Genomic DNA, 13563 nt, shown 5'->3' with positions numbered 1-13563 from the left:
TATTTCAATTTTCAATACTACTCGTCTTTCGTATTGAGAGTGCAAATATAGGGTAACTTTTTTCGCTTTCCAAACCGTTTTGGGAATTAATTTCATATTTCATCTTAACTAACTGAGGTTGGGTGAAATATTTTTTGAAATTATTTGTAATTGAAAAATCACATCGCATTTATTGTAATATATATTAACACAATAACAATTTATCATCCTATTTAGTCCTTTCTATTTATTCAGACTTTATAAAATAAATGATGAAAAGTAGATAATTGATTAAAAAAAAGCCCGAAGATTTAACTTCGAGCTTTTCTAATATAAAGAGGATTTTTATTTGTTTATTTTAGTCCAAGTATCTTTTAAAGTTACTGTACGGTTAAAGACTAATTTATCGGCTGTAGAATCTTTGTCTAAAGCAAAGTATCCAATACGTTGAAATTGGAATTTATCTTCGACTTTTGCTTCTTTTAAAGCTGGTTCTGCAAATCCTTGTTTTACTGTTAAAGAATTAGGATTAACGAATTGTAAGAAATCTACATCTTTTTCAGCATCCGGAGCTTCAACTGTAAATAAACGATCATATTCACGAACTTCTACAGGTATATTTTCTGTTGCAGAAACCCAGTGTAAAGTACCTTTTACTTTACGTTTAGAAGCTTCAGAACCGCTTCCTGATTTTGTATCCGCATCGTAAGTCGCGTAAATTGTAGTGATATTTCCTTCAGCATCCTTTTCAACACGTTCAGCTTTAATAATGTAAGCTCCCTTTAAACGAACTTCGTTACCTAAAGATAAACGGAAGAATTTTTTAGGTGCTTCTTCCATAAAGTCATCACGCTCGATGTAAATTTCACGTGTGAATGGAACCATGCGAGAACCAGCATTTTCGTCTTCTGGATTATTTTCTAATGTTAATTCTTCAACTTGTCCTTCTGGATAGTTTTCAATCACAACTTTAATTGGATCTACAACAGCCATTACACGCGGAGCAGTTTTATTTAAGATTTCACGAATAGAGAACTCTAATAACGAAATATCTAAAACGTTATCACGTTTAGCGATTCCTGCTTTATCCCAGAAATTACGAATTGCTTCAGCTGTATAACCACGACGACGTAAGCCAGAAATTGTAGGCATACGAGGATCATCCCAACCTGTAACAACACCTTCTTCAACCAATTTCATTAATTTACGTTTACTTGTTATCATGTACGAAACATTACCACGTGCAAACTCTCGTTGTTTTGGTTTTTGAGGCTGACCTGGTATTTCTACTTGGTCTTTGTACCAGTTATATAAATCACGGTGATTTTTAAATTCTAACGAACATAAAGAGTGAGAAATTCCTTCGATATAATCAGACTCTCCGTGTGTCCAGTCGTACATTGGATAAATTTTCCAAGTATCACCTGTACGGTGGTGAGGACGTTTTAAAACACGATACATAACAGGGTCACGCATGTTCATGTTTGGAGAAGTCATATCGATTTTAGCACGTAAAACGTGAGATCCTTCTTCAAACTCACCATTTTTCATTTTTTCGAATAACTCTAAGTTTTCTTCAACTGAACGATTACGGTTTGGAGATTCAATTCCTGGTTCGAATGGTGTTTTACGTTGTTCGTTGATTAATTCAGAAGATTGATCTTCAACGTATGCTTTTCCGTCTTTAATCATCTGTACAGCCCAATCGTAAAGCTGCTGGAAATAATCAGAAGCATAACGTTCTTCAGCCCACTCAAATCCCATCCATTTAACATCTTCGCGGATAGAATCTACGAATTCTTGTTCTTCTTTAGCTGGGTTTGTGTCATCAAAACGTAAGTTTACCGGCGCACCATATTTTTCACCTAAACCAAAGTTTAAACAAATTGCTTTTGCGTGCCCGATGTGTAAATAACCATTTGGCTCTGGTGGGAAACGAAAACGTAAGTTTTCTTTTGGCATCCCGTTGGCTAAATCATCTTCAATGATTTGCTCAATAAAGTTCAAAGATTTTTTTTCTTCTTCCATTGTTTTCACGATTGAGTTTGCAAAGTTACGAAATTGGCAATTAATATTAAGTACCAAAGAATTAGTTTTTATGCATACTAAAGTGATTCAATTACAAAGGTAAAAGAATGAGCTATATAAAATTTTGTGTGATTGTTAGAAGTTTATCCTAAGTAGATTTCTAATAATCCGTCAGGAATTTGAATTAACATCGCTTTTTCTTCGCGGTTAACTTCTAAAATCCATTCGTCGATCATAGGAATTAAAATTTCTTTACCATCTACATCTACTTCAAAATAAGCTTGAGCAGCAGAATCATTTACAGATTTAATTGTACCAACCTCAGTATTTGATTGGTCATAAATTGTAAATCCAATAATTTCGTGATAGTAGAAATCTGTTCCAGATAATTCTGGTAATGTAGTTAAAGGAAGATAAACTTCACGATTTACTAATCGTTCAGCTTCTTCAGGAGATAAATCTTCAAACTTCACTAATAATTTAGTACCTTGATAAGGTTGTGAAGTTTCAAAGAAAAAAGGAACCAGTGTTCCATCTTGCTCGATGAACACTGCTTCCAAAGTATCGTATAATTCTGGTTCGTCTGTATCCAAATGAATGATTAAATTACCTTTAAAACCATGTTTCTTAGTAACTTTACCTAAATAGTAGCAATCATTTTTCGTCATTGGGATCTTTTCTTGAACTTATAAATTATTCTTCTGTAGCAACTTCTTCAGTTGTACCTTCTGCTTCTTCAGCAGTAGTTTCTTCAGCTTGTGCAGCAGCTTCAACTTCTTGAGCAGCTTTAACACGAGCAGCGTTTACAGCTTTTTCAGCTTCTAAAGCAGCTAATTTAGTAGCAGTAGCTTCTGAAGATAAACCGTCTTTTTTAGCTTGGATTTTAGCATCTTTAGCTTCTAACCATGCAGCGAAACGAGTTTCAGCTTCTTCTTGAGAGAATGCTCCTTTAGCAACACCACCTAATAAGTGTTTCTTCATGTAAGCACCTTTGTAAGATAATAAAGCTTTAGCTGTGTTTGTAGGCTCAGCTCCAGTCATTAACCATTTAACAGCAGAATCAACGTTTAATTCAACAGTTGCTGGGTTAGTAATTGGGTTGTAAGTTCCTAATTTTTCAATGAAACGACCATCACGTCTTGCTCTTGAGTCAGCAACTACGATGTGAAAGAATGGTTTTCCTTTACGACCATGTCTTTGTAATCTAATTTTTGTAGCCATAGTATAACTAATTATTATGGGATCTCGTCCCGTTTTACAAATTTGAGGTGCAAAGATAAGGAAATATTTGATATAATTTTTTAACTATATAAAATTGAATCATAAATAACTGTGAAAAATTTTATGATTAAGAAATCTTAAAGCATTTTTTTGGTGCTAATTATTTATTTCGATTAGATTTTAAAAATAATTTAGCTGAAAGTATTTTAAATTATGAATTTCATAAATTATAGTAAAAACTACCTAAAATAGAGACTTTGAATTGTTTATTTATAAATTTATTAACTATTTTTAAGGAATTAATTTTCAAAACTACATATGATGAAAGGGTTGATAAAATTTGTAGGACTAGGTTTGATGATGTTTTTACTATTTAAAAGCTGTAAAACCCAAACTCAGCAAGAAAATAATTCTAAAGATCAATCTTTAGAAGATTCTATTGCTGAGAAGAAAAGAAAATTGATTGAAAAGATCAAACAGGAGAATGAATCTAATAATGCACAATCTAAGGATGAAGCTCCTGTAATTGATCGTTTGGAAAAAAATAATTAATACAAAATCGATTAACAAGAATTAACATGAAGAAAAAATTACTATCTCTTACTTTACTTACTTTAGTTTTTGGAGCTGTTAATGCACAATCTACAGAAGAATTAAAGCAAAAATTTAAAGATCAAAATTTAAAAAAAGAAGCTCAGATTGATGCAATACAATTAAAATCAGGTTCAGCATTTTTACAAAATAATAAAACTGCTATTGCTGAATTTTCTAAAGATCAAGTTGATATTGATAAAACTGATGATATTAGGGCAAATATAGCATCTAATGTAGATCAAATACAAAATGGTGCAGTAGGTGGTTTTTCAATTAATGGGGAAAATATGGCTATCACAATTTTTGATGGAGGTAAAATTTTATCTAACCACATAGAATTTAGAGATACAGAAAATGAAGGACTAAGCCGTATTGTTGATTTAGAAAATGGAGCTCAAGGATTAAACTCTCACGCAACTGCTGTAGGTGGTTTTATTGGAGCTGAAGGTAGAGGTACTGTTATTAGTATTCCAAATGTAGCAAAAGGAGTTTTACCAAAAGCAACAATTAAACATGCTGGTTTTGCTACAACTTCTAATGGAGATAGGTTTACAAAAATATTAGAATTCAACGAATTTATTTCTAATCACTCTTATGGTGTTAATAATGGATGGAGCCAAGAGTCAGCTACATCAGGTACATTAGGAGCTGGATATTATTACCCTGTTAATACGACTATATTTTCAGATCCTAATCAAACGTTATCTGGCGCTTATCAATCAAATGATGCTAATATTGACCAAATAGTTTATGTTGATCCACGTTTTACAATTGTAAAATCATCTGGTAATTACTATGGTACAGGTCCTGGACCAAATGATGCAAAATACAGATGGGCAAATGGTGCATATACAGCATATGTAGAAGGAGACTTAATTCCTAATGCAAACTGTTCATCAGGAGCATACTGTATAGGTAATGGATCTTTGGCTAAAAATATTATAGTTGTAGGAGCTGTAAATATTCCAACAACATCAGATTTTAAAATAACTTCACCATCACATATCGTACGTTCTAGTTATAGTAGTGTAGGACCAAGAAAAGATGGAGCTATAAAACCAGATATCGTTGCGGTTGGTACATTAGTAGTTGCACCTACTTATTCATCAGATAATCCAACTTCTGTTTCTACTTATACAAGAGGAAGTGGTACTTCATATTCTGCACCAAAAGTTACAGGAGCGGTAGGAGCAATTACGCAATTAAAAAGATTATTAACAAACGATTCAGAATTCTATTTCAATGCTGATGAAGTTAAAACAATCTTATTACACACTGCAATGGAAGCAGGTTTACACGATGGACCTGATAACGCTTACGGATGGGGTATGTTAGATGCTTTAAAAGCTGCAGAAGTAGTTCTTTCTACTCATAATAATGAAGATACTTTAGAAAGAAATGATAAAGTTTCAGGTATAGATTACGAAAAAGTGATATCAGCACGTGAAGGTGAAGAATTAAAAGTTACAATTTCTTGGATTGATCCGGCTGCAACAATTTTACCAGGAACTTTGGATAGAGTAAATGATATCTCTTCTAAATTAGTTAACGATTTAGATTTACGTATCATTGATACTGTAACAAACGAAGTTTATTTTCCATGGAAATTAGATTTAGCTAATGTTACTGGTGCAGCTGTTAAAGGTGATAATACTGTTGATAATGTAGAACAAGTAGTAATTAAAACACCAGTTGCTGGACGTAATTATAAAGTTGTAGTTTCTAACAAAGAAAACTTAGTTGATGATCTTAATGCAGCAGCTAATCAAAAATATAGTTTATTAATTACAGGAGCTAATGCAGAAAATTTATCAACTGTAGATGTTGCTACGAAAGATAAAGTTTCTGTTTACCCAACAGTAGCAAAAGATGTCGTAAATATTGATTCGACAGCTAAAATTAATGCAGTAGAATTAATTGATTTGACAGGTAAATTAATTTCGACAACAAAGACAAATAAAGTAAATGTATCTTCTTTACCAAGTGGAGTTTATGTATTAAAAATAACAACAGATAAAGGTGTTACAACTAAAAAAATAGTAAAACAATAACTTTTAAAGTTGATATAATTATAAAAACTTCAATAGCTTTAGGCTGTTGAAGTTTTTTTATTTTAAAGCAGTATATTCAACATATAAAATTATTAATTCTACAATCTAAAACCGAATTATTATTAATCATGAATAAGAATGAAATTTTAAAAGAAGTACAATCTTACATCAGAAAGACTTTTTTAGAGGAAGGAACAGGACACGATTATTTTCATATAGAACGTGTTGTTACAAATGCAAAAAAGATTGTTGAAAAAGAATCAGCTGATTCGTTTTTGGTAGAATTAGCAGCTTGGGTTCATGATATTGGCGATTATAAATTACACGGAGGTGTAGATAAATCAGAAGAGTTAATTAAGTCTTTTTTAGAATCTATAAATTTAGATGAAGAAATCATTTCAAAAGTAAATGAAATTGTTTCTCAAGTATCTTTCAGTAAAGGGAATAAGCCAACTACAATAGAGGCAGAAATTGTTCAAGATGCAGATAGATTGGATGCTATCGGAGCAGTTGGGATAGCACGTTGTTTTGCTTACGGAGGAAGTACAGGGAATATATTATTTAATCCAGAAGATAATTCTAAAAATGCTTCAAGTATCCAACATTTTTACGATAAATTATTCAAGTTAAAAGATTTGATGAATACTACTACAGCAAAAGAAATTGCGGAAGAACGTCATGCGTATATGAAAAGTTTTGTTCAACAATTTTATAACGAAGTGAACTTTAAATAAAACTATGAAAAAATTATTTACAACTCTACTTTTAAGTACTTTAACAATAGTTTCTTATGCACAAGAAACTTTCGATTTTAACACAAAATTACTTCCTAATAGTACGTATTCAATGAATATGGAATCTGTTATGGATATGAATATTGAAATTCAGACTGAAGAAGAAATTCCAGGCATGGAAAAGTCAATTCATTCTAAAACAGAATCAGATATTACGTTAAAAACAGTTACATTTTCTAAAAATTCTTCGAACAATGTACCATTCGAAATGTCTTATACAGACATCAATTCTAAATCGTTTATAAATGGTCAGCTAAATCCGCCAACAGATAATGGTTTAAAAGGATTATACCAAGTTAAAATTAAAGGTGTAGATGACGGAGTTAAAAGAGAATTTAGTGAAGTTGATGGTCCTGAAGAATTCAAAAAGATGTTCGAAATTTTATATGATTCTTTCGAAAGTTTGATGATGACACCAAAAGGAACATTCAAAATTAACGAGAAACATACATTACAAAATGAAGTAAAAGTTCCGATGCCAGATGGCTCTGAGTTTGCTTTTGCAATGAATACAAGTTTTATTTTAACAAAAATTGAGGATAATAAAGCATATTTTGATGTAGAGATGTCGTCTAAACCAGTTCAACAAAAGATGGAGGCTTTTACAATTGAAGTTGAAAGTTATGATGTTAAAGGAAAAATGAAGTTAGATATTAATGATAATAATATTTCAGAATCTACAATAAATGGTCCAATGATTATTAATATGGTAGGTTCAGGTTTTAAAATGATCATGAAAACAACTTATAATTACAATATTAAATCAATTAAATTGTAACTATTCTTTTCTATTTTCGTCTAATTAATAAAGCATTACAATGAATAAATTTTTAGGATTATCAATCTTTCTTTTTAGTCTATATTCTTGTACGTCTGCAAGAAAACATAATGAACATATTAACACAGAAATAACTGTTAAAGATTTACATAGAGATATAGAATTTGCAAAAAAGAAGTTATTAACAAAGCATGTTGATCTTGATTGGTATTATTCTAAAAATGAAATTTCTAATCGAATTGACAGTTTTAAAAAATCGGTAAATTATCCGATGAAACCGAATGATTTTTCGAGAGAATTTTCTCGTGTTGTTGCTTCATTAGGTCATGGTCATACACATGTAACAGCTTTGTCTACGCGTTTTGAAAAAGAGGAAAAAAAGAAATATAAAAAATCGAAAGGTCCAATTGGTTTACTTCAATTTAAATCGATTGATAATCGATTACTATTAGAAAAAAGTTTTTCGAAAGACACAACTATTGCCATAAATTCAGAAGTATTAGCTGTAAATGATATTAAGTATCAAGATTTCTATACTCAATATAAAGATTTTAGAAAAGGTGATGGTTATATTTCTACTTTTCAAAAACATTACTATGGTCGTTACTTTTCAGGATATTTATCTCGTGAATTGAAACCACAGGATTCATTGATATTGACTTTAAAAAAGAATGATTCAATTTTTACTCAAATTGTAAAAAGAGAATATACTAAGAAAGAGAAAATTGTAAAAGATTCAATTAAAAAGGATTCAGTAAAATCAGATAAAAATATTCAACCTAAAAAGTTAACGAAAGATGAAAAATTAATTGCGCAGAATAAAGCAAAGCATAAAAGAGAAATAAATAAATCTTTTGCGTATCAGAAATCGTCAAAATCGTATTTAAGAGAATTACAATTTCCAGTTTCTAATGATTCAACAATAGCAGTTTTAAAAATAAAAACGTTTACAGCGGGCTATCATAAAAAGGCGTATAAATTCATTTTTGATTCGATACAAAAACATAATGTGCAGCATCTAATTTTAGATATCAGAAATAATGGTGGTGGATATCCTACAGATATTAACCATTTATATTCGTTTTTAACGACTAGGAATGAACCACAAATGGTTATTAAGAATGATGTAAAAGTAAATTCTAAAACAGCGAAATCAGCACTTAATTTCCGTAATCCAAACATTATAAGTCATACCTTATTTTTACCTTTTTTTATAGGAAATTCTATTAACGATTTCTTTAAAACTCATAAAAAAGACAACGAATACTATTATAAAGTAAATAGTAAGAAGCAGTTATTAAACGAAGAAAATAAATACAAAGGCAATTTGTATGTTTTAACTAATGGATTGTCATATTCTGCATCCTCTATTATTGCGGCCTCTTTGCAAAATGAGGAAAAAGCAATATTTGTTGGTGAAGAAACGGGTGGTGATTATAATGGAACGGTAGCTGGACAAACAGATTTTTATAAATTACCAAATTCTAAAATAAAATTAGGGATTGGAATGATGACTTTTACTCCTAATACGTCTCGCGATTTAAAAGGTCGCGGCGTGATTCCAAATATCCCAATTGATTTAACTTTTGAAGATTTGTTACAGCAAAAAGATCCACAATTGGAGTGGATTTTGAAAGATATTGAGAGAAAAAAGGAGTAATGAAAAAATTAGTTTTTATTTTTTGGATATTTTTGTTAATTGGTTGCCAGTCGATTAGTAGCTTCAATGCACATATCGATAAAGAAATCCCTGCGGATAAACTACGTCAAGACGTGGATTATGTTTATAAAAAACTGAAAAAAAATCACGTAAAATTAGATTTATATCTTCCACAAGATTCTATTGATTATAAGTTTGATTCTTTAAAACAATCAATTGAAAAACCTTTAAAACCAAATGATTTTTATACAAAACTTCAAGTTGTAATTAGAGATCTACGACATGGGCATACAGATCTAATTCCACTCTTTCGAAAATCGGAAAAAGAAGAATTAAAGCGTATTAAAAATTCTGTTGGACCATTTGGTCAATTATCTACTTTTTGGGATAAAGATTCATTATATTATATAGGATCTTCTCAAAAGAATTTAGATATTAAACCTGGTTCCGTTATTTTAAAAATTGATTCTATTTCGCCTTACCAATTGAAAGAAAAATATAAGTTTAGTTTTTATGGAGATGGATTTAACGAAACATATTTTGAGAATCGTTTAAATCGCAATTTCTTTAATTATTTTTATTCGTTAGAAGCACAAACTAAAGATTCTATTTTATATACTTTTTCATATAAAGGAAAACCATATCAAAAATTAATCAAAAGAACATTTCAAGAAAAAAAGGAAGATCAAAAGCAGCAAAAAGATTCTTTAAAAGTTGTAATCCCTAAAATTAAAGAACAGAAAAAAAGGATAAAAAAATTCGAATTTTCTTATAATAAATCTTCTAAATCTTATGCTAAAACATTATCATTTCCTACAAATGATAGCACTTTTGCAGTTTTAAAAGTTTCGACTTTTGGATATGGAAAATATGATGATGATTATAAAAAGGCTTTTCAGTTAATTGAAGATTATAAAGTAAAAAATCTCGTGTTAGATTTGCGTAACAATGGAGGTGGTCGTTTAGCAGATTCATATCAATTGTTCTCTTATTTTGTTCCAGATAAAAAGGAGTTTTTAGGTGAGCAATTAGTTGTAGATGCTTCATCTTTTCAACGTGCTATTGTAGATATTTTTCCGAAATACGTAAAACCATTGGCTTATCCATTTTCATTGGTATCTCATGTAATTACTTCAAAAAATCAGAAAAAAGAAAATTATATCAAACCAGCGTTAAGTCGAATAAAAACTACACATCCAGATAATATTTACAATGGGAATTTATATGTAATCATTAACGGTGGATCGTATTCTGCCTCAGCAATAATTTCCTCAAATTTGAAAGGTTTTAATCGTGCGTATTTTGTTGGCGAAGAAACAGGTGGCGACGCAAATGGAAGTGTGGCAGGTTTAATGCCTAATTACAAATTGCCTAATTCAAAATTAAAATTACAAATAGGAACTGTTTATTTAGAACCAAATTATTTCCAAACAGATACAATTGGACATGGAATATATCCTGATAAAGAAATTAAGACAACTTTAGAGGATCGACTTAAGAATATTGATCCGCAATTAGGTTGGATTATTTCTGATGTTAAAAATAATAACGAAGAATTATTGCAATTAATAACTAAAAATTAAACAATGTTTTCAAAATTTTTCAGAAAAAAAGAAAACTCATATTCTATTGATCAAACGAATTATTTGTTGATTTTTAAATCAATTATAGAATATTTTGAACAAAATGATAAGTATAATTATCAAACAAAAATCAAAGGTAGTTGTGATGTTTGTGAGTTGAATTATTACCTAATACCAAATGCATTTGATCTCGAAGAACAATTAATTCCAAATGGAATAAATAGCTATGAAGAATTATATAATATCATCGCAGAAAAGATTAATTTTTCAAAGCTAGATTCTGGTTTTTTTGATGATAATTATGTCAATTATTTACATTTTAACTTCAAAACTCAAAATCCTGAGAATAAATTTCAAATGATACATCATGATTTTTTAATTTTTTGCGGTTATCAAGATTCAGAGGAAATTAACGTTTATGAAGTGCTTTATTCTTCTAAATTCAATTTAGATTATATTGATTTTTGGAAAAAATCAGAAGTTTGTACATTCTTTCTACCAATAAATTCTGATCACGCAGAAGCCTTAGAAGTATTTGATGATGTTTTGCTTGGATTTTGTCAACTTATAGGAATTGAACAGCTAGATAAAATGTTTGTTTTTCCAGATGAAAAAGTAATTTATGAAATTAATGAACAATTATATATTGACTTATTAAAACGAATAAATCCATTAAGTGATGATGCTGATATTTTAAAAAGAGCTAAAAAATTATACAAAAAAATAGCTATTAAACAGAATGCGGATGAAGGTGATAATGTTGACTTATTATTAGAATTTTGTTATTTTTCTGATTGGAAGTTTGAATTTGAAGATATTGAAGATTTGATCGCAGCCGAATTTGAAGAACCTATCAATATTCAAATTCCAGATGAAACTTATTCAGCTGATTTATTCCCATACATTCAAGCATTTTTAAAAGAAAATGGAAAAGTTTTGATGAATTATAATTCGTTTAGCGATAGCTATTATTTTTTTATAATAGATTTGAAAGATGTTGAAGAAGTATTAACAATGGCTCATTTTGCAAACTTAAATATAGAAGTAGTAGATGTTAACTAGTAAATTGATACGAATAAAATTCTATTTCAAAATCGAATCCATTTTATTTAAAAAAGTATAATTCTTCAAGATTCCATTATGACCTTGTCCAATAATTGGATAAAATTTCACCTTTTTATGTTTTAGTTCAACTACTAATTTTTGAGAATGATGAACTGAGATCAGTCGATCTTCATCGCCATGAAAAATTGTAATAGGAGCATTTGATTGCTTTAAATATTTGTTTGATTCTAAAGGATATTTCAAAACAAAAGAAGGAATAAAAGGAATTTTTTCTTTCGCTAAATTTTTAAAACTATAATATGGTGAAGCTAAAACGATTTTTTTAGGCTTATTAACGGATGATAGGTAAGAAGCTGGCCCAGTTCCAATGGAATAACCGAGAACTATTATTTCATTTTCAGGATGCATCGTTTTTAAAAAATCATATCCATTTTAAGCGTCATTCAGGAATTGTTTTTCACTGAAGATTTTACCTTCACTTTTTCCAAAACCACGATAATCAATCATAAAAACATTATAATTTTTCTTTGTAAAATATGGAGCCATGTCTCCCCAACCACTTAAATCTCCTGAGTTTCCGTGTAGGAAATATATAACACCTTTAGGCTTTTTTGCATAAAAATATAAGCTATTTAAGGTGTCATTTTTCTGTGTAAGTATGACGATTTCTTCATGATTTACATCAAATTTGAAAGTATAATCTTTTGGTAATTTTGAAGGATGAAAAATGAGTTGTTCTTGATAAAAATATACTCCAACTAAAAATAAAATATAACTCGTTAAGAGAAATAAGAATGAATATTTAAATACTTTTTTCAAAACAAACACTTGATTCTATTTCTTGATATTGACCATAATTCGGAATGATTGTAAACCCATAATTTGAATATAATAGCACCGCATCAGTCATTGTTTTACTCGTTTCTAAAACACATGTTTTATAACCAAGTTCCTTTGACCAAGAAGTCAATTCATCTAATATTTTTCGAGCAATACCTTTTCTACGATGTGCAGTAGGTACAAACATGCGTTTGATTTCCATTGAATTTTCATCAAATGATTTAATCGCTCCACAACCAACCGCAATTTCATTCTCGTAAATAATTACAACATGATTTATTAAATCAATCTTATTGTGTTGAACAAAGAATTCGTTAGCATCTCCATTAACGCCAGACAAATATTGATCAAGCTGATGTACTAATTTTTGAAAATCTTGATGTTCTGAATTGGTTCTGATAATGTGAAACATAAGGCATCAATTTGAAACTAAATTACATAAAAAAAGAGCTTAATTTCTTAAACTCTTTTTAATTTTTTTATATTTTTTTGAACGAATAATTTTTCCTTGATCAGTAATTAATAAAGCCGCGTAATCGCTTTGTTGATTGATTAATGCTATTCCTTTATCTAATCCCAAAACCATGATTGATGTTGAAAAACCATTACACATTTCAGCATTTGGACCAATTATCGTAACGCTCGTTAAACCAGTAGACGGCATTCCAGTTTTAGGATTGATAATATGTGAATATCGAATTCCATCAATCAAAATGAATTTTTCGTAATCGCCAGAAGTGGTAACAGCTCCATTATTCATTTTTAAAATATCAGACGGTTTATAGCGATGAAATGGATTCGTAATTCCGATTTTCCAAAGTTCTTTATCGGGTTGAATTCCCCAAGTTGTCATATCTCCAGAAGCATCAATAATTCCTGAATTTATACCAAAATTTTGCATGACTTCTCTTGCTTTATCTGCTGCATATCCTTTTCCAATAGAACCAAATCCAATTTTCATTCCTTGTTG

The 13563-nt window shown here is 29.8% G+C and carries 14 protein-coding genes; 7 read left to right on the top strand and 7 right to left on the bottom strand.

Going from position 1 to position 13563, the window contains the following annotated elements:
* Positions 1 to 324: 324 nt before the first annotated feature.
* The 3 genes from EAH69_RS13570 to EAH69_RS13560 all read right to left on the bottom strand — a co-directional run bounded on the left by EAH69_RS13570 (position 325) and on the right by EAH69_RS13560 (position 3228).
* Positions 325 to 2007 (bottom strand): glutamine--tRNA ligase/YqeY domain fusion protein, encoded by a 1683-nt coding sequence (locus tag EAH69_RS13570; RefSeq protein WP_121935757.1) that lies wholly within the window; start codon positions 2005 to 2007, stop codon positions 325 to 327.
* Between the two features lie 143 nt (positions 2008 to 2150).
* A complete protein-coding gene (gene rimM / locus EAH69_RS13565; RefSeq protein ID WP_121935756.1) occupies positions 2151 to 2675 on the bottom strand; it encodes a ribosome maturation factor RimM in 525 nt (174 codons plus the stop codon).
* Positions 2676 to 2700: 25 nt separating this feature from the next.
* Complete coding sequence (locus tag EAH69_RS13560) at positions 2701 to 3228, bottom strand: 30S ribosomal protein S16 (RefSeq protein ID WP_121935755.1); 528 nt, start codon at positions 3226 to 3228, stop codon at positions 2701 to 2703.
* A 321-nt stretch (positions 3229 to 3549) separates the two neighbouring features.
* Between EAH69_RS13560 and EAH69_RS13555 the strand changes: the two genes are divergently transcribed.
* The 7 genes from EAH69_RS13555 (at position 3550) to EAH69_RS13525 (ending at position 11750) form a co-directional block, all read left to right on the top strand.
* Entirely contained in the window at positions 3550 to 3780 is a 231-nt protein-coding gene (locus tag EAH69_RS13555) for a hypothetical protein (protein ID WP_147439155.1), read from the top strand.
* A gap of 26 nt (positions 3781 to 3806) precedes the next feature.
* Positions 3807 to 5873, top strand: a complete 2067-nt coding sequence (locus tag EAH69_RS13550) for a S8 family peptidase (protein ID WP_121935753.1) — start codon at positions 3807 to 3809, stop codon at positions 5871 to 5873.
* Positions 5874 to 6001: 128 nt separating this feature from the next.
* On the top strand, positions 6002 to 6607 hold the full coding sequence (locus EAH69_RS13545; protein WP_121935752.1) for an HD domain-containing protein: 606 nt from the start codon (positions 6002 to 6004) through the stop codon (positions 6605 to 6607).
* Between the two features lie 4 nt (positions 6608 to 6611).
* Positions 6612 to 7445, top strand: coding sequence for a hypothetical protein (locus EAH69_RS13540; protein ID WP_121935751.1), 834 nt, complete (start codon positions 6612 to 6614; stop codon positions 7443 to 7445).
* Between the two features lie 40 nt (positions 7446 to 7485).
* The gene (locus EAH69_RS13535; RefSeq protein WP_121935750.1) at positions 7486 to 9105 is read left to right on the top strand and encodes a S41 family peptidase; all 1620 of its coding nucleotides are present in this window, start codon (positions 7486 to 7488) and stop codon (positions 9103 to 9105) included.
* A complete protein-coding gene (locus tag EAH69_RS13530; RefSeq protein ID WP_121935749.1) occupies positions 9105 to 10688 on the top strand; it encodes a S41 family peptidase in 1584 nt (527 codons plus the stop codon). Before EAH69_RS13535 ends, EAH69_RS13530 begins: the two co-directional genes overlap by 1 nt.
* A 3-nt stretch (positions 10689 to 10691) precedes the next feature.
* On the top strand, positions 10692 to 11750 hold the full coding sequence (locus EAH69_RS13525) for a DUF6630 family protein (protein ID WP_121935748.1): 1059 nt from the start codon (positions 10692 to 10694) through the stop codon (positions 11748 to 11750).
* Between the two features lie 21 nt (positions 11751 to 11771).
* Here EAH69_RS13525 and EAH69_RS13520 read toward each other — a convergent pair whose 3' ends face one another.
* The 4 genes from EAH69_RS13520 to EAH69_RS13505 form a co-directional block, all read right to left on the bottom strand.
* A complete protein-coding gene (locus EAH69_RS13520) occupies positions 11772 to 12161 on the bottom strand; it encodes an alpha/beta fold hydrolase (RefSeq protein ID WP_121935747.1) in 390 nt (129 codons plus the stop codon).
* 24 nt (positions 12162 to 12185) lie between these two features.
* Positions 12186 to 12572 (bottom strand): alpha/beta fold hydrolase, encoded by a 387-nt coding sequence (locus EAH69_RS13515; protein ID WP_230466832.1) that lies wholly within the window; start codon positions 12570 to 12572, stop codon positions 12186 to 12188.
* Positions 12556 to 13005: a GNAT family N-acetyltransferase gene (locus EAH69_RS13510; RefSeq protein WP_121935745.1), complete on the bottom strand. Its 450-nt coding sequence runs from the start codon at positions 13003 to 13005 to the stop codon at positions 12556 to 12558. Before EAH69_RS13510 ends, EAH69_RS13515 begins: the two co-directional genes overlap by 17 nt.
* Positions 13006 to 13044: 39 nt before the next feature.
* On the bottom strand, positions 13045 to 13563 hold a 519-nt coding region (locus EAH69_RS13505; protein ID WP_147439154.1), incomplete at its 5' end, for an FAD:protein FMN transferase.

The organism is Faecalibacter macacae (assembly GCF_003687725.1).
GTDB classification, from domain to species: Bacteria; Bacteroidota; Bacteroidia; order Flavobacteriales; family Weeksellaceae; genus Empedobacter; species Empedobacter macacae.
Note: the sequence above shows the minus strand (reverse complement) of the source record. Positions and strands in the feature narration are given on the sequence as shown.

Coding starts and splice junctions, on each gene's coding strand:
- EAH69_RS13570 (WP_121935757.1), bottom strand. CDS start 2,007: ATGGAAGAAGAAAAAAAATCTTTGAACTTTATTGAGCAAATCATTGAA.
- rimM (WP_121935756.1), bottom strand. CDS start 2,675: ATGACGAAAAATGATTGCTACTATTTAGGTAAAGTTACTAAGAAACAT.
- EAH69_RS13560 (WP_121935755.1), bottom strand. CDS start 3,228: ATGGCTACAAAAATTAGATTACAAAGACATGGTCGTAAAGGAAAACCA.
- EAH69_RS13555 (WP_147439155.1), top strand. CDS start 3,550: ATGAAAGGGTTGATAAAATTTGTAGGACTAGGTTTGATGATGTTTTTA.
- EAH69_RS13550 (WP_121935753.1), top strand. CDS start 3,807: ATGAAGAAAAAATTACTATCTCTTACTTTACTTACTTTAGTTTTTGGA.
- EAH69_RS13545 (WP_121935752.1), top strand. CDS start 6,002: ATGAATAAGAATGAAATTTTAAAAGAAGTACAATCTTACATCAGAAAG.
- EAH69_RS13540 (WP_121935751.1), top strand. CDS start 6,612: ATGAAAAAATTATTTACAACTCTACTTTTAAGTACTTTAACAATAGTT.
- EAH69_RS13535 (WP_121935750.1), top strand. CDS start 7,486: ATGAATAAATTTTTAGGATTATCAATCTTTCTTTTTAGTCTATATTCT.
- EAH69_RS13530 (WP_121935749.1), top strand. CDS start 9,105: ATGAAAAAATTAGTTTTTATTTTTTGGATATTTTTGTTAATTGGTTGC.
- EAH69_RS13525 (WP_121935748.1), top strand. CDS start 10,692: ATGTTTTCAAAATTTTTCAGAAAAAAAGAAAACTCATATTCTATTGAT.
- EAH69_RS13520 (WP_121935747.1), bottom strand. CDS start 12,161: ATGCATCCTGAAAATGAAATAATAGTTCTCGGTTATTCCATTGGAACT.
- EAH69_RS13510 (WP_121935745.1), bottom strand. CDS start 13,005: ATGTTTCACATTATCAGAACCAATTCAGAACATCAAGATTTTCAAAAA.